Below are 12232 nucleotides of genomic sequence, written 5' to 3'. Positions count from 1 at the left end.
AGATTTGTTGCGCTGCGATATAGTCGTACCTGTCTCCTCCAACACCTCCTGAGGTTTTGGATTTTAGCCCGCTCTTAGCGGGCTATTTTTTTGCCTGAGAAAATCTCCACATTACCGCGACCAGCGCCGTTTGCTCAAGGACATGCCGGTAGGGGGTCAGTGAGCGCCAGCACAAAATGGCCATCGAGTTTCACTTCATCACAATTCTGCCCCTGCCCTATGCGATCAAGCACCAGAAAATCACTGACGCGCCCGAGCGCGATGAGTGGATGGTGCCAGACGCCTTTGGCATAATTGACACCTTGCCAGCCGCGTGCAATGAAGGCTTGCATGTGTTCGACAATAAATTCACCAGCAGGTGCCACGACGATCAGATAGCTGTCATCGCAATCTTGGCTCAAGGGTATGAAAGCTTGGCTGCCGAGCGGATGCCGTTCCATGATGGTGATGGCTAAGGGTAGCGTGCGCGGGGTGGCACGAAATAAACTGAGGATGGCCTCACCGCCGGCATCGGCCGTGTCGGCCTTTGCCAGTGCATGGTAGCGTTCGGTGCTGCCATCATTGATAGGGTAATGGCGTGCGCCCTCGGTCGTGATGACTTCGCCGAATGGTGCGAAGGCAGCACGATTGAGTTCTTGAATTGTTAAGAGCGATGGCATGGGGGCAGCTTCTTCGATCGATGGCATTATGCGAGCTGACAGAATAAGCGCAGACGCGATACGCCCCCATCGGGAAAGATATTGACGCGAATATGCGTGATTGGCCCGAGCGCGATAATTTCATCGCTGTAGTAGTGCTGCCGGTCCATCTGTAATTTTTGTACCGGCAAGAGCTCGGACCAAAACATTGCTTGGGTGATCAAGGCCGTATCGGTACCGGCAGGCGCGAAAGCGGCTTGGATCGTGCAGCGGTCCGGGTAATTGCCTTTGAAATGACAGGTATCGATTTCAATCTGTTGCACCACGCCAGGCTGGGCCAGCGCGATGATGCACCAGTCGTTGCCAGGCTCGCGCCGCCGCCGAGTTTCCCAGCCATCGCCCATATTCGTGCCGCGCCCGGCGAAAAGCATGTTCGATGCCAAACCGAAATGTTCATTATTACAGGCGACTACGCGGCCACCGTTTTCCAGCGCGATCAAATCATACAGCGTATCGCGGGCGGCGGCGCGCCAGTCGGTATACGGTTGCGCATACACGCGCAGACGCGCGACACCGCCATCGGGGAAGATGTTCAAGCGCAGGTGGGTGAAAACGCGCTCATCGTCAATCGCATGGTAGTGGTGGCTATTGCCTTGCAAATCTACCGCCGGCAAGACGCTGTGCCAGAGCGTCGTGGCATCGGGCTCGCCAGTGGCGAGAAAGGCCGCTTCCAGCCCGGCCGCCGGCGGATAGTTGCCGGTGAAATGGCTGGTATCGATATCGACCCCTTTGAGTTGCGCCGCCCGTCCGAGTTGAACGATGCACCAATCGTGGCCGCTGACGCGCTTGCGGCGTGATTCCCAACCATCCATCCATTTACCGTTGGCATCGTATTTACCCGCTATGAAGACGGCTGGATCGGGGTTGAGCATGCGTGCCATTTCGGCAAAAAAATCGTCGCTGCAAGCGATGGTTTTGGCACCGCAGCGTGGGTCAGCCAAGTTTGGATAGCGTCGGCAAAAATCGGGAGCGTGCGGGTCGGTGTCAAGGATAGCCATTTGTACTTTCTGTAGTTATTTTGCCGCCGCGTTGGCACCGGCTTCATACCAAGCGCCGATGGTGGCCCGCTCTTGGTCTGTGATGTTGGTGAGGTTGCCTAATGGCATGATTTTTTGCTGTACCACTTGTTGATAAATCAAAGGTGCTTTGGCGAGTATGGTGGCATCATTATCGAGCAGCAAACCTTTCGCCGCCACGCCCATCAGGCTCGGGTGTGCCGAATGACATTGTATGCAGCGCTGCTCGATGATGTGACGAACTGCCGCGTAGCGTTCTGTCGCCGGGGCTGCGGCCGTCGCTGCTGTCGTTGCCGGTGCTGGCGCTGGTGCCATCAGCACGGCGGTGATGGCCAACAGGGCTAAGGCAGCTAAGGGTAAGGCCAGTCGTTGTTGACCTTTATGGCGCAGCACAAAATATTGGCGTATCAATACCCCAGCCAGCATGATCAGTACCAGCACCAGCCAATTGTGTTCGGCACTGTAGGTCATGCTGTAGTGATTCGATAGCATGGCAAACAACACCGGCAGGGTGAAGTAGGTATTGTGCACGCTGCGTTGCTTGCCGCGCTGGCCGTGGATAGGATCAATCGGCTGGCCGGCTTGGATGGCGGCGACCACTTTGCGTTGGCCAGGGATGATCCAAAACAACACATTGGCACTCATGATGGTGGCTTGCATGGCACCGCTGATGAGAAAGGCGGCACGACCGGAAAACAGGTGGCAGTTGATCCAGCTCATCCCGACCACCAGGGCGACGATGGCAAGCGACAGCGCGCGGTCGTTTTTGCGCAGCAAACGGCACAATACGTCATACAGCAGCCAGCCCGCTACCAAGATACCGAGCGCGGCAGCGACGGCGATGCTCGGCGTGAGGTCAGCGACGCGGGTATCGATCAGATAGCTGCGCGGATTGCTCAAATAGATTAAGGTAAAGAGCGCAAAACCGGAGAGCCAGGTGCTGTACGATTCCCAGTAAAACCAGTGCAATTTGGCCGGCAAGGCTGGTGGTGCTCCCAGGTATTTTTGTGGATTGTAAAAGCCGCCGCCATGCACGGCCCACAATTCACCGGCCACGCCTTGGCGGCGCAAGGATTCGTCGCTCGGCGGAGTCAGATGATTATCGAGCCAAACGAAGTAAAACGATGAGCCTATCCAGGCGATCGCGACGATCAGATGCAGCCAGCGTAAGAGCAAATTGGCGCAGTCGAGTAAATAAGCTTCCATTCCATTCCATTTCTTGTGTTCCGGCGGCCAATTAGCTGCCGCGGTAAGTCGAATAGCTCCAAGGTGTCGCCAGCAGCGGTACATGGTAGTGCTGAGTCGGATCGGCGACGCCGAAGCGCAGCGTGACGATGCCGAGAAACGCCGGTTCGGTTTGCGCCAAGCCGAGTCCGTGGTAATACGCGCCGAGGTCGAAATCGAGTTCATAGATGCCACTTTGCATGGCGGCACCTTCGAGTAAGGCTTGATCGCAGCGGCCGTCGTCATTGGTGCAGCCGGTGTAGAGCAGAGTGCGTGGTGCATCGCTGACGAGCCGGTATAACTGTAGCGCCACCGCACGTCCGGGGCGGCCGTGGGCAGTGTCGAGCACATGCGTGGTTAAGCGTCCCATAAGCCTCCTTGCTGACAAAAAATAAAAAATATTGTCGACAATCTTAGTCCTGAAAATTTGTTACTGTCAAATAAATTACTGACAAAACAATTGCTTAAGAACGATTCAACAACAGAATAGTGTGTTTATCGATTTTCTATTTTTCATATTGTCGACAATCATGATTAAATGGTCTCTCTTCTTTTCGCTTTCTTGGTCGCTCCATGCCGTATTCTCCTACTGTTACCGATTGTGCCGACGAGGGCAGTGCCGCTCCCGCCGGCGAGCAAGTCATGTATCGCGATATTTATGATGCGATCATGGACCACCGCCTGCCCGCTCGCACCAAGCTGACCGAATTATCCTTAAGCCGAATCTATGCCATGGCACGCCACAGCGTGCGTAAAGTACTGACGCAACTGGCGGCCGACGGTTTGGTCGATCTGTTGCCCAATCGTGGTGCATTTATTGCCAGTCCGGGCGAAAAAGAGGCGCAGGATATGTTCGAGTTGCGCCAAAACTTGGAGCAATTGGCGCTGGAAAAAGTCTTGCAGCAGCCTGATGCTGCCGCTTTGCTGAGCTTGCGCGCCATGGTTGAGCGTGAGCGCGCCGCTTATTTGCAAGGCGACCGGCCGCAGTGGATACGCTTGTCAGCCGATTTCCATATCGAACTCGCGCGCATGGGCGGCAATGCCGTATTGGTCGATATGTTGCGTCGCCTGGTGTCGCGCACGACCTTGATGATTTCGAATCAAGACAGCGGCGGTACCCAGCCGTGCTCCTTCGATCAGCATTTACGGGTGGTCGATGCCTTGCAGCGTGGAGATAAAAAAATGGCTTTGCAGGAAATGGCACAACACTTGCATGAGTGTGCTTGCCGTACCCCGAAAAACACTAGCTTTGATCTGAGTGCAGTGCTTGGACCGGCACGGAGTAAATAAATGATAACGACGACAACGTATCCGCGCGATTTGCATGGCTATGGGCGGCAGCCACCGCATCCGCACTGGCCGCAGCAGGCCAGAATCGCACTGCAATTTGTGTTGAATTATGAAGAGGGAGCGGAGAACTGTGTGCTGCACGGCGATCCAGCTTCCGAGCAATTTTTATCGGAAATCGTCGGTGCGGCGGCTTACCCGGATCGTCACATGTCGATGGAATCGATGTATGAATACGGTTCGCGCGCCGGGGTGTGGCGGCTGTTGCGCGAGTTTGAGCAAAGACGTTTACCGCTGACCGTGTTTGGTGTTGCCATGGCCTTGCAGCGCCATCCTGAGCTGGCGCAAGCCTGCGCCGAGCTCGGGCATGAGATCGCTTGTCATGGCTTGCGTTGGATTCATTACCAAAACGTGCCGGAGGCGGTGGAGCGCGCCCATCTGCAAGAGGCCGTGCAGATCATGCGCGATTTAAGCGGTAGCGCACCTTTGGGTTGGTATACCGGGCGCGATTCACCGAATACGCGGCGCTTGCTGGTCGAGCATGGCGGCTTTGCTTATGATGCCGATTATTACGGCGACGATTTGCCGTTCTGGACGCAAGTCAATACCAGTGATGGCCGTTGCCTGCCGCATTTGGTGGTGCCGTACACGCTCGATTGCAATGACATGCGCTTTGCTATGGCGCAGGGATTTAATACCGGTGAGCAGTTTTACACTTACCTTAAAGATAGTTTTGATGTTTTGTATGCCGAAGGCGATCCGAATGGATTGGCGGCACCGAAGATGTTGTCGGTAGGTATGCATTGTCGTTTGTTGGGCCGACCAGGACGCTTCCGCGCTTTGCAACGCTTTCTCGATTACGTACAAGAGCATGAACAAGTTTGGATTTGTCGCCGTATCGATATTGCACAACACTGGATGGCACAGCATCCATTTCAAGCAGGGGGAATGTGATGATGGCAACAGCGGTGCAATTGACTTGGCTTAACGCTTGTTCGCGCGATGAATTCGTCGCCAGCTTGGCCGATATATTTGAGCATTCACCATGGCTCGCTGCGGCGGTGGCCGGGCAAAGGCCGTTTGCTTCCGTGGCGCAATTGCATGCTGCCATGGCTGAGGCCTTGCGCACTGCAGGTGAAACAGCACAATTGGCGCTGATCCGCGCGCATCCTGAATTAGCGGGCAAGGCGGCTTTGCGCGGCGAGCTGACGGCAGCCTCGAGCAGTGAGCAAAGCGGAGTAGGGCTGGATCAATGTAGTCGCGAAGAATATGAGCAATTGCATGCACTCAATGCGGCTTACCAACAGAAATTCACTTTTCCTTTCATTCTCGCGGTACGCGGGCATGACAGAGCCAGTATCATCGCCAATTTTGCGCGTCGTATAGAGGCCAGCCCAGCCAGTGAAATGGCCGCTTGCATCGAGCAAATCATTGCCATTGCCGGCTTTCGCTTGGCCGATAAGATCGCCGAATCATCCTGAGACGGATAAGAGCTTTAATTTTTTTTATACCACCTTACCAAGGACGCAAGATGAAATTTCCTATTAAAACCCTGCTGCTGGCGCTGGCTGCCAGTTTCGCTGCTTCTGCTTCGGCGCAATCGCAGGTGTCGGTCGAGGGCCTGGTTGATGTCTCGCTCGGTTCCGTTAAATTCAGTGGCGACAAGGGCAGTACGGCCGCTGTCAGCAGTGGCGGCATGACGACCTCGTGGTTAGGGTTTAAAGGGGTGGAAGATCTGGGTGGCGGTCTCAAAGCCGATTTCGCCTTGACCAGCTTCTTGCAGGCCGACACAGGCGCGGCCGGTCGCTTCGGTGGCGATACCATGTTTTCGCGTGACGCCAACGTCGGCTTGTCTGGTTCTTTCGGTAAAGTTTCTCTCGGTCGTAATCTGGCACCGAGTTTCCTGCCAGTGGTGATTTTCAATCCCTTTGGCGATTCCTTCAACTTGTCACCGCTGGTATTGCATACCTATGTGCCTAGCGGTAATTTTGCTGCACGCACTTGGGCCAATTCGGCCGCCGGTGATTCCGGTTGGAGCAATGAAATCATTTACAGTACGCCTAATTTCAGTGGCTTGAGCGCTAATTTCCATTATCAGTTCGGTGAAAAAGCCGGCGACAGCGGCAGCAACAACGTCGGTGTCAATGCCCTGTACTTCAATGGTCCTTTGGCCTTGACGGCGTATTACCACCAAGTCAAAGTCAGTAATCCACTTGGTGCGGCCGCTATCATCGATGCCACTGCCGCGCCGATTAATTATGCCGCTATCAATGGGCAAAAAACTTGGTTCGTCGGCGGTAGTTACGAGCTCAGCGTCGTCAAATTGTTTGCCACATATTCAGCCAGCAAGGATGAAAGCACACTGGCTGGTAACATGGATGATAAAACCTATAGCCTCGGTGCCAAAGTGCCGGTCGCTGGCGGTGATATCCTGCTGGCCTTTGCCGATACTAAACGCAGTGGCAGCTTGGTGGGCAGCGATTTGAAACGCGATACCTTCTCGGCCGGCTATGACTATCCTTTGTCTAAACGCACCGATGTGTATGCCGTTGCCATGAGCGATAAAATCAGTAGCGCCGATCGTGCGACCAGCGTTGCACTGGGCATACGTCATAAGTTCTGAAACCGCTTGCCGAAAAAAAACCCGCCGCACAGTCGAGGCTGTGCGGCGGGTTTTTTAATGCGGGTAATCAGGCGCGGCTTTGGTATACCACGGCGTCGAGTTCCGGCAAACCGTAATAGTCGCCATTGCTTAAAAAATCATCAAACGGTCCGACCCGGCTGACGTGGCTACCTTCTTTGAAAATAAGCTGCAAGCCTTCTTCGGGGGCCCAGTCACAGTCGCATTCGAGCAGCAGGTAGAGCGCTTGGTCACCTTGCGCGCGACGACAGACTAAGACTTCGTCGCCATAGCTGATATGCGACCAAACCGCGCTGGCCTCAGCGATGTCGCGGCCGAGTTCGGGTGCGAGTTGGCGGCAATCTTGGTAATACGCGTAGATCGCGTCTTCGACTGTGCGCAAGGCACTTGGGTCGAGTGCCAGAAAGTGGCTGATGGCCGTACTGAAGTCGGCCGGTGCCGGGTCGTTTTCATAGCCTTCCAGCAGAAACCGGCAAGCTTGGCCATCGAGCGCGGCCACTGCCACGGCTGTGCTGACGAGCCAGTCATTGTCTGCATCCTTGGTCAGCTGACCGAGCGGGGTGATCTGCATAAGCATTCCATTCTAGGGGCGGCCAACCGAAGTGGCGGGCGCTGATGTATTTTAGCAAGAAAGCCCGGCACTGCGCAGGGTAAAAGCCGATTCAGCGTGGCGCGTCGATGTGCTGCAGTTCAAACAGCTGCAATTCGTTGAGAGTTAAAAAACACTGGGTTTCTGCGACGGGCAAACCTTGCGTCAGTTGTCCGTCGTTGTGGCTGAGTTGGCCCTGATTGACCAAGATCCGCATTTTACTCAGCAGATCGGCGGTGTGCAGCAGCACGCCGAGTCGGCTCCAAGTTTTTGCTCTGCTGCCACCGGCTTGCAGTTCCAGCGCTTGCACTACCTCGGGCGGGAATTCCCAGCGCCGGGCGATACGGTAGGACAGCGTGGCCGCCACGGCAGCAAAGGCGTGTTGGAAGCCCGAAGAATACCGCAGCTTGGTCTCGCCGCATTCGTTGTCGAGTACACGTAAGGCGACGATCAAGCCGACGTTTTTCATCAATCCAGTCAGAAACGCCAAGAACGGCGAAAAGCCGTCGTCGTTGGTGCTCAGCGCATGGCAAGCGAGCGCGCATTTTTCCGCTTGCAGCCAAATCGGTGGTGCCGCACGGCGTGTGTATGGACCAGCGCTGAGATTGATGATGGGACGAAACGCGACTTTGGCGATCACCAGGCGCAAGCCTTCTTCGCCCAGCAGCATGATGGCTTTATCGAGACTGTTAATGCGGTCGGCCGGATTATAGAGTGCGCTGTTGACGGCATTGATGACTTCGGCCACCAGCACGACATCTTTGATGATGAGGCGGCTCAGTTCGGCGATGGCGACGCTTTTATTTCGCATGCTGGCCAACAGTTGCGGTATCACACTGGGCATGCGCGGCACCACCACGGCATCGTTGAGATCCGACGCGAGGAAGGCATACAGGGCTTGCAGGATCTTTTGTTCATTCTGATCACTGCCAGCAGTGCTCGGATAGCCCATGATCCAATCGAAAAAAAGTGTATCGACAGGCAATGCCGGACGCCATATCTGTAACAGCGGGGCTGCCGCTGTCACGATAATTTCTTCGCTGGCGACGCGCTCAAGCACGGGCGGTGGTGGTGTCTGCGGTATTAAAGCTGGCGCTGGCGTGCGCCGCGAACCGAAAAAGTCTTGGAACAGTTGCGTAAACGAATAGCCCACGGGCTTCCTTTTCGGTTAAACCATTAAGTATTCAAAGCATAACAGTTTTTCGCCTGCTTGGCGTGCGGCTATTCCATCGTCAGTGATTACCGGCATACGCATGGAGTTCATCGAACCAGACTTGCTTTTGTTGTTCGGAGACGAAAGCGGCCTCGAAACCATTGCGTGCCAGCTCAAGCAATTCGCTGCGTGTCAGTTGTAAGGCGTCTGCCGCAGCGATGAAATTATTATTCATATAGCCACCGAAGTAGGCTGGGTCGTCGGAGTTGATAGTGACACAGATACCATCGCGCAGCATCATGGCGAGATTGTGGTCACGCAAATCGGCAACGACGCATAATTTCAGATTCGATAAGGGGCATACCGTCAACGGCATGCGGCGTTGTCGCAGTGTATCCATCAGGGCCAGATCTTCACTGGCGCGCACGCCATGATCAATGCGTTCTACTTGCAGTACGTCGAGCGCCGCATGGATATAGGCCGGTGGACCTTCTTCGCCGGCATGGGCGACCAAGCGCAAGCCTTGCTGGCGCGCTTGGGCAAACACGCGGGCGAATTTTTCCGGCGGGTGGCCGAGTTCGGAAGAATCGAGCCCTATGCCGGTCCACACATCGGCGTAAGCAGCGCGCAGCGGCAGCGCGGCGATCAGCGTCGTTTGCGCTTGCGCTTCGCTTAAGTGACGCAAGAAACACAGGATCATGCTACCGGAAAAACCGTGTTCTTGTTTGGCCACACGCAGTGCGCGCGCGATGCCGGCAAATACGGTTGCTATGGCGACGCCGCGTTCGGTATGGGTTTGTGGATCGAAAAATAATTCCACATGGCGGACATTATCGGCTCGGGCGCGCACGATATAGGCCGTGGTTAAATCGAAGAAATCTTCTTCGGTCAGCAAGACCGCGGCACCGGCATAGTATAAATCGAGGAAGGATTGTAGGTCAGCAAAATCATAGGCCGCGCGTACGGCTTCGACGTCGGCATACGGCAAGGTGACGCCGTTTTTCAGTGCCAGCGCAAACATCATTTCCGGTTCCAGCGAGCCTTCTATGTGCAGATGTAATTCGGCTTTCGGTAAGCCGCGTATGAATTGGTGCAAAGGATTAGTCATGCCAGCTTTCTTGTTGTTGTTCTGAGAGTTGCGGCAGTGTAGGAGGTTTGCTCCAGAGTTGCAATAACTGTGCGGCAATCGCGACCGCGATCACGCCCGGTTCTTTGCCGTCGATGTCGGCCAGACCGACCGGACACACCATCTGTGCTAACTGTGCGGCGGCGATACCTTGTTCGCGCAATCGGTGTTCGAAGCGCGCGCGCTTGGTGCGCGAGCCGATCAGGCCGAACCAAGCGCGGTCGCGGCGGCGCAGAATCTGCTCGCACAGCCGCAGATCAAGCCCATGGTGATGGGTCATGACGAGAAAGCAGGCACCGGCTTCGGCCGCGGCGACCACGCTTTCCGGTGTATCGGTGGCTTCGCACTGTATGTGGGCCGGTAAGTCGGCGGGAAATAATTGGTCGCGCTCATCAATCCAACTGATACGGCACGGTACTTGTTGCAGTACCCGTACCAGTGCCGTACCGACGTGGCCGGCACCGAACAAATACAGGTGGGGGTGGGCGTCGTGGCTATGCTGATAGGTGTGGAGTTGTTCTTGCCATTGCTCGGGCGACCAGCGGTCGACGCGCTCTAAATGGAGGCGAACCGAGCCGCCGCAACACTGGCCAAGGCTAGGCCCGAGCGCGAGGTCGAGCTGCCGTTGGGATTCTTGTTGATTACCCGCTTCGGCTAACCACAGGCGCGCGCACGCGAGCGCCTTCCATTCGAGATGGCCACCGCCTATGGTGTCGTATTGCGTGTTGGCCGTGACCAACATGCGCGTGCCGACCCCGCGCGGAACCGAGCCGCGTACAGCCGCCACGGTGACTAGCACGGCATGGTCGGCCGGTGTGAGCCGGCGCAAGCCGCTCAGCCAATCGATGACTTGCATCATTTGTCTTCTCCAAGATCTTCCTCAGAGCTAAGATAGCACTACCGCAACGTTGCCGTATACGATAGATGTGATGCGCACCATTGCAGCCGCCATATTGAGGGCAGCGCCGCTGTCTTTCAGTGGAGGTAAACTTTTTGGCCCATATAGCCGTCGTACTGAGCGAGGAATTCATCAATCTCTTCCATGCTCGGCTCGCTGGCGATGAGTTCGCTTACGCCATGGCGAAAGTCGACTGCTTGTGGACCGCCGATGAACCACTCACGACGTACCGATTTGTCGGTGATTTCATAGCCGCCGAAACGCAGTGCTTCATGCTCGGCATCAGCGCCATATTCGACGACGCTGTAATTTTCGCTGTTATAAATGAGATTCATTTTTTGCATCCTTTCTGGCTGGAGGAAGAAAAAATTCCTCTGATATACCGGACATGGTGCTTGAAGCAGCGGATTTCAAGTTATCTCACCATCAGATTAATCACAATAGCGGACCAGTTCAGTCTACAAGGAAATAGCGGAATCTGCCAGCAGCAATTGCGCATACGGAGATTGTTGCACAGTAGCGAATATCGCAGTCAGATGCGCATCGCTGGCAATGCCGAGATAAATACGATCTGTACCTTTGCGCAAAATTCGGTTCAGGCTCACGCGCAAGGTGAGATTGCCGATGCAGCAAAAGCAGCCGGGCGCGATGCGCGTCAGCGTTAATTGTTCGGATGGGAGTAACAGGAAGTCGCCGGCTGGTAATCCCTCCAGCAACACGGCACAGCGCTGCGTCGGGCCGTCCAGCGCCGCCGCGATGGCTGCGACGATGGCGCTTTCACGTTCGGCGTAGCTGCCGCCGCTGACTAGCGTCAGCGGCACTGGCGGTTTATTCGCCGCGTTTGGCGTACTTGATCGATTCGACACCGAGCTGTTTCAATTTGCGATACAGATGGGTACGTTCGAGCCCGGTTTTTTCTGCTACGCGCGTCATGCTGCCGCTTTCGCGATGCAAATGGTATTCGAAATAAATGCGTTCGAATGCATCTCTGGCTTCGCGTAAAGGCAAGTCAAATGACAAACTGGCGAATTGACTCGCCGGTGTTGCAGCGGCGGTGGCGCTACTGAATTGCCGGTTTTCAAAGCCGGTGCCGCTCAGCATTGGTGGCACATTGGCATTGCCATGATCGCTGCCAATCACGCGCAAGGCCGGAACGGTTGGACGCTGTGGTTCCTGAGTCCGACTCAAACCTTGCTGTACTGCTTTGAGCAGTTTTTGCAAAGCGATAGGTTTTTCCAGAAAATTGAGCGCGCCGATGCGCGTCGCTTCGACTGCGGTATCGATGGTCGCGTGGCCGGACATCATGATCACCGGCATGGTGAGCAAGCCATCGCGTTGCCATTCTTTGAGCAGAGTCACGCCATCGGTATCGGGCATCCAGATATCGAGTAAGACCAGATCAGGTTTTGCTTCTTGACGGGCGAGGCGCGCTTGTTGTGCATTTTCTGCCAACTGCACGACATGGCCTTCGTCTCCCAAGATTTCCGAGAGTAATTCGCGGATACCCATTTCATCATCTACGACCAGAATATTTGCCATAAAATTAACCCTATTACTGCCCCTATAGTTTTACCTTTTTATACCTGCATTCCTCTGTCGG

Annotated in this window: 15 protein-coding genes; 4 read left to right on the top strand and 11 right to left on the bottom strand. The window is 55.4% G+C overall.

The features are described 5' to 3' along the window. Positions 1–134: 134 nt before the first annotated feature. From RHM61_RS05560 to uraH, 4 genes are read right to left on the bottom strand one after another with little or no spacing between them, the layout of a single operon-like run. Positions 135–659, bottom strand: a complete 525-nt coding sequence (locus RHM61_RS05560) for an ureidoglycolate lyase (RefSeq protein ID WP_322250145.1) — start codon at positions 657–659, stop codon at positions 135–137. A 26-nt stretch (positions 660–685) separates the two neighbouring features. After that, positions 686–1696, bottom strand: coding sequence for an allantoicase (gene alc / locus RHM61_RS05555; RefSeq protein ID WP_322250144.1), 1011 nt, complete (start codon positions 1694–1696; stop codon positions 686–688). 15 nt (positions 1697–1711) lie between these two features. After that, a complete protein-coding gene (locus RHM61_RS05550) occupies positions 1712–2920 on the bottom strand; it encodes a urate hydroxylase PuuD (protein ID WP_322250143.1) in 1209 nt (402 codons plus the stop codon). Positions 2921–2951: 31 nt separating this feature from the next. Continuing rightward, positions 2952–3308, bottom strand: coding sequence for a hydroxyisourate hydrolase (gene uraH / locus RHM61_RS05545; protein ID WP_322250142.1), 357 nt, complete (start codon positions 3306–3308; stop codon positions 2952–2954). 203 nt (positions 3309–3511) lie between these two features. On the opposite strand from uraH, the gene RHM61_RS05540 reads away from it, so the two are divergent. From RHM61_RS05540 to RHM61_RS05525, 4 genes are read left to right on the top strand one after another with little or no spacing between them, the layout of a single operon-like run. Then, entirely contained in the window at positions 3512–4228 is a 717-nt protein-coding gene (locus RHM61_RS05540; RefSeq protein ID WP_322250141.1) for a GntR family transcriptional regulator, read from the top strand. A 3-nt stretch (positions 4229–4231) separates the two neighbouring features. Further along, positions 4232–5179: an allantoinase PuuE gene (gene puuE / locus RHM61_RS05535; RefSeq protein WP_369124412.1), complete on the top strand. Its 948-nt coding sequence runs from the start codon at positions 4232–4234 to the stop codon at positions 5177–5179. Then, positions 5179–5706 (top strand): 2-oxo-4-hydroxy-4-carboxy-5-ureidoimidazoline decarboxylase, encoded by a 528-nt coding sequence (gene uraD, locus RHM61_RS05530; RefSeq protein WP_322250139.1) that lies wholly within the window; start codon positions 5179–5181, stop codon positions 5704–5706. Before puuE ends, uraD begins: the two co-directional genes overlap by 1 nt. Before the next feature lie 50 nt (positions 5707–5756). Continuing rightward, positions 5757–6848 (top strand): porin, encoded by a 1092-nt coding sequence (locus RHM61_RS05525; protein WP_322250138.1) that lies wholly within the window; start codon positions 5757–5759, stop codon positions 6846–6848. A gap of 67 nt (positions 6849–6915) precedes the next feature. Here RHM61_RS05525 and RHM61_RS05520 read toward each other — a convergent pair whose 3' ends face one another. The 7 genes from RHM61_RS05520 to RHM61_RS05490 all read right to left on the bottom strand — a co-directional run bounded on the left by RHM61_RS05520 (position 6916) and on the right by RHM61_RS05490 (position 12171). Further along, on the bottom strand, positions 6916–7437 hold the full coding sequence (locus RHM61_RS05520; protein WP_322250137.1) for a DUF6985 domain-containing protein: 522 nt from the start codon (positions 7435–7437) through the stop codon (positions 6916–6918). Positions 7438–7528: 91 nt separating this feature from the next. Continuing rightward, positions 7529–8608, bottom strand: coding sequence for an HDOD domain-containing protein (locus RHM61_RS05515; protein WP_322250136.1), 1080 nt, complete (start codon positions 8606–8608; stop codon positions 7529–7531). A gap of 79 nt (positions 8609–8687) precedes the next feature. Beyond that, positions 8688–9716: an adenosine deaminase gene (locus tag RHM61_RS05510; protein ID WP_322250135.1), complete on the bottom strand. Its 1029-nt coding sequence runs from the start codon at positions 9714–9716 to the stop codon at positions 8688–8690. After that, positions 9709–10593, bottom strand: coding sequence for a xanthine dehydrogenase accessory protein XdhC (gene xdhC, locus RHM61_RS05505; RefSeq protein ID WP_322250134.1), 885 nt, complete (start codon positions 10591–10593; stop codon positions 9709–9711). Before xdhC ends, RHM61_RS05510 begins: the two co-directional genes overlap by 8 nt. Positions 10594–10709: 116 nt before the next feature. Next, positions 10710–10967 (bottom strand): DUF3567 domain-containing protein, encoded by a 258-nt coding sequence (locus RHM61_RS05500; RefSeq protein WP_322250133.1) that lies wholly within the window; start codon positions 10965–10967, stop codon positions 10710–10712. Positions 10968–11090: 123 nt separating this feature from the next. Continuing rightward, positions 11091–11453, bottom strand: a complete 363-nt coding sequence (locus RHM61_RS05495) for a GTPase (RefSeq protein ID WP_322250132.1) — start codon at positions 11451–11453, stop codon at positions 11091–11093. Positions 11454–11460: 7 nt separating this feature from the next. After that, positions 11461–12171: a response regulator gene (locus tag RHM61_RS05490; protein ID WP_322250131.1), complete on the bottom strand. Its 711-nt coding sequence runs from the start codon at positions 12169–12171 to the stop codon at positions 11461–11463. Positions 12172–12232 lie beyond the last annotated feature (61 nt).

The organism is Undibacterium sp. CCC3.4 (genome assembly GCF_034347425.1).
Classification (GTDB): domain Bacteria; phylum Pseudomonadota; class Gammaproteobacteria; order Burkholderiales; family Burkholderiaceae_D; genus Undibacterium.
Note: the sequence above shows the minus strand (reverse complement) of the source record. Positions and strands in the feature narration are given on the sequence as shown.

Excerpts from the sequence above, each read along its gene's own strand:
- RHM61_RS05510 (WP_322250135.1), bottom strand. The coding sequence starts at position 9,716 with ATGACTAATCCTTTGCACCAATTCATACGCGGCTTACCGAAAGCCGAA.
- uraH (WP_322250142.1), bottom strand. The coding sequence starts at position 3,308 with ATGGGACGCTTAACCACGCATGTGCTCGACACTGCCCACGGCCGCCCC.
- uraD (WP_322250139.1), top strand. The coding sequence starts at position 5,179 with ATGATGGCAACAGCGGTGCAATTGACTTGGCTTAACGCTTGTTCGCGC.
- RHM61_RS05520 (WP_322250137.1), bottom strand. The coding sequence starts at position 7,437 with ATGCAGATCACCCCGCTCGGTCAGCTGACCAAGGATGCAGACAATGAC.
- RHM61_RS05500 (WP_322250133.1), bottom strand. The coding sequence starts at position 10,967 with ATGAATCTCATTTATAACAGCGAAAATTACAGCGTCGTCGAATATGGC.
- RHM61_RS05490 (WP_322250131.1), bottom strand. The coding sequence starts at position 12,171 with ATGGCAAATATTCTGGTCGTAGATGATGAAATGGGTATCCGCGAATTA.
- RHM61_RS05560 (WP_322250145.1), bottom strand. The coding sequence starts at position 659 with ATGCCATCGCTCTTAACAATTCAAGAACTCAATCGTGCTGCCTTCGCA.
- xdhC (WP_322250134.1), bottom strand. The coding sequence starts at position 10,593 with ATGATGCAAGTCATCGATTGGCTGAGCGGCTTGCGCCGGCTCACACCG.
- RHM61_RS05540 (WP_322250141.1), top strand. The coding sequence starts at position 3,512 with ATGCCGTATTCTCCTACTGTTACCGATTGTGCCGACGAGGGCAGTGCC.
- RHM61_RS05550 (WP_322250143.1), bottom strand. The coding sequence starts at position 2,920 with ATGGAAGCTTATTTACTCGACTGCGCCAATTTGCTCTTACGCTGGCTG.
- RHM61_RS05525 (WP_322250138.1), top strand. The coding sequence starts at position 5,757 with ATGAAATTTCCTATTAAAACCCTGCTGCTGGCGCTGGCTGCCAGTTTC.
- alc (WP_322250144.1), bottom strand. The coding sequence starts at position 1,696 with ATGGCTATCCTTGACACCGACCCGCACGCTCCCGATTTTTGCCGACGC.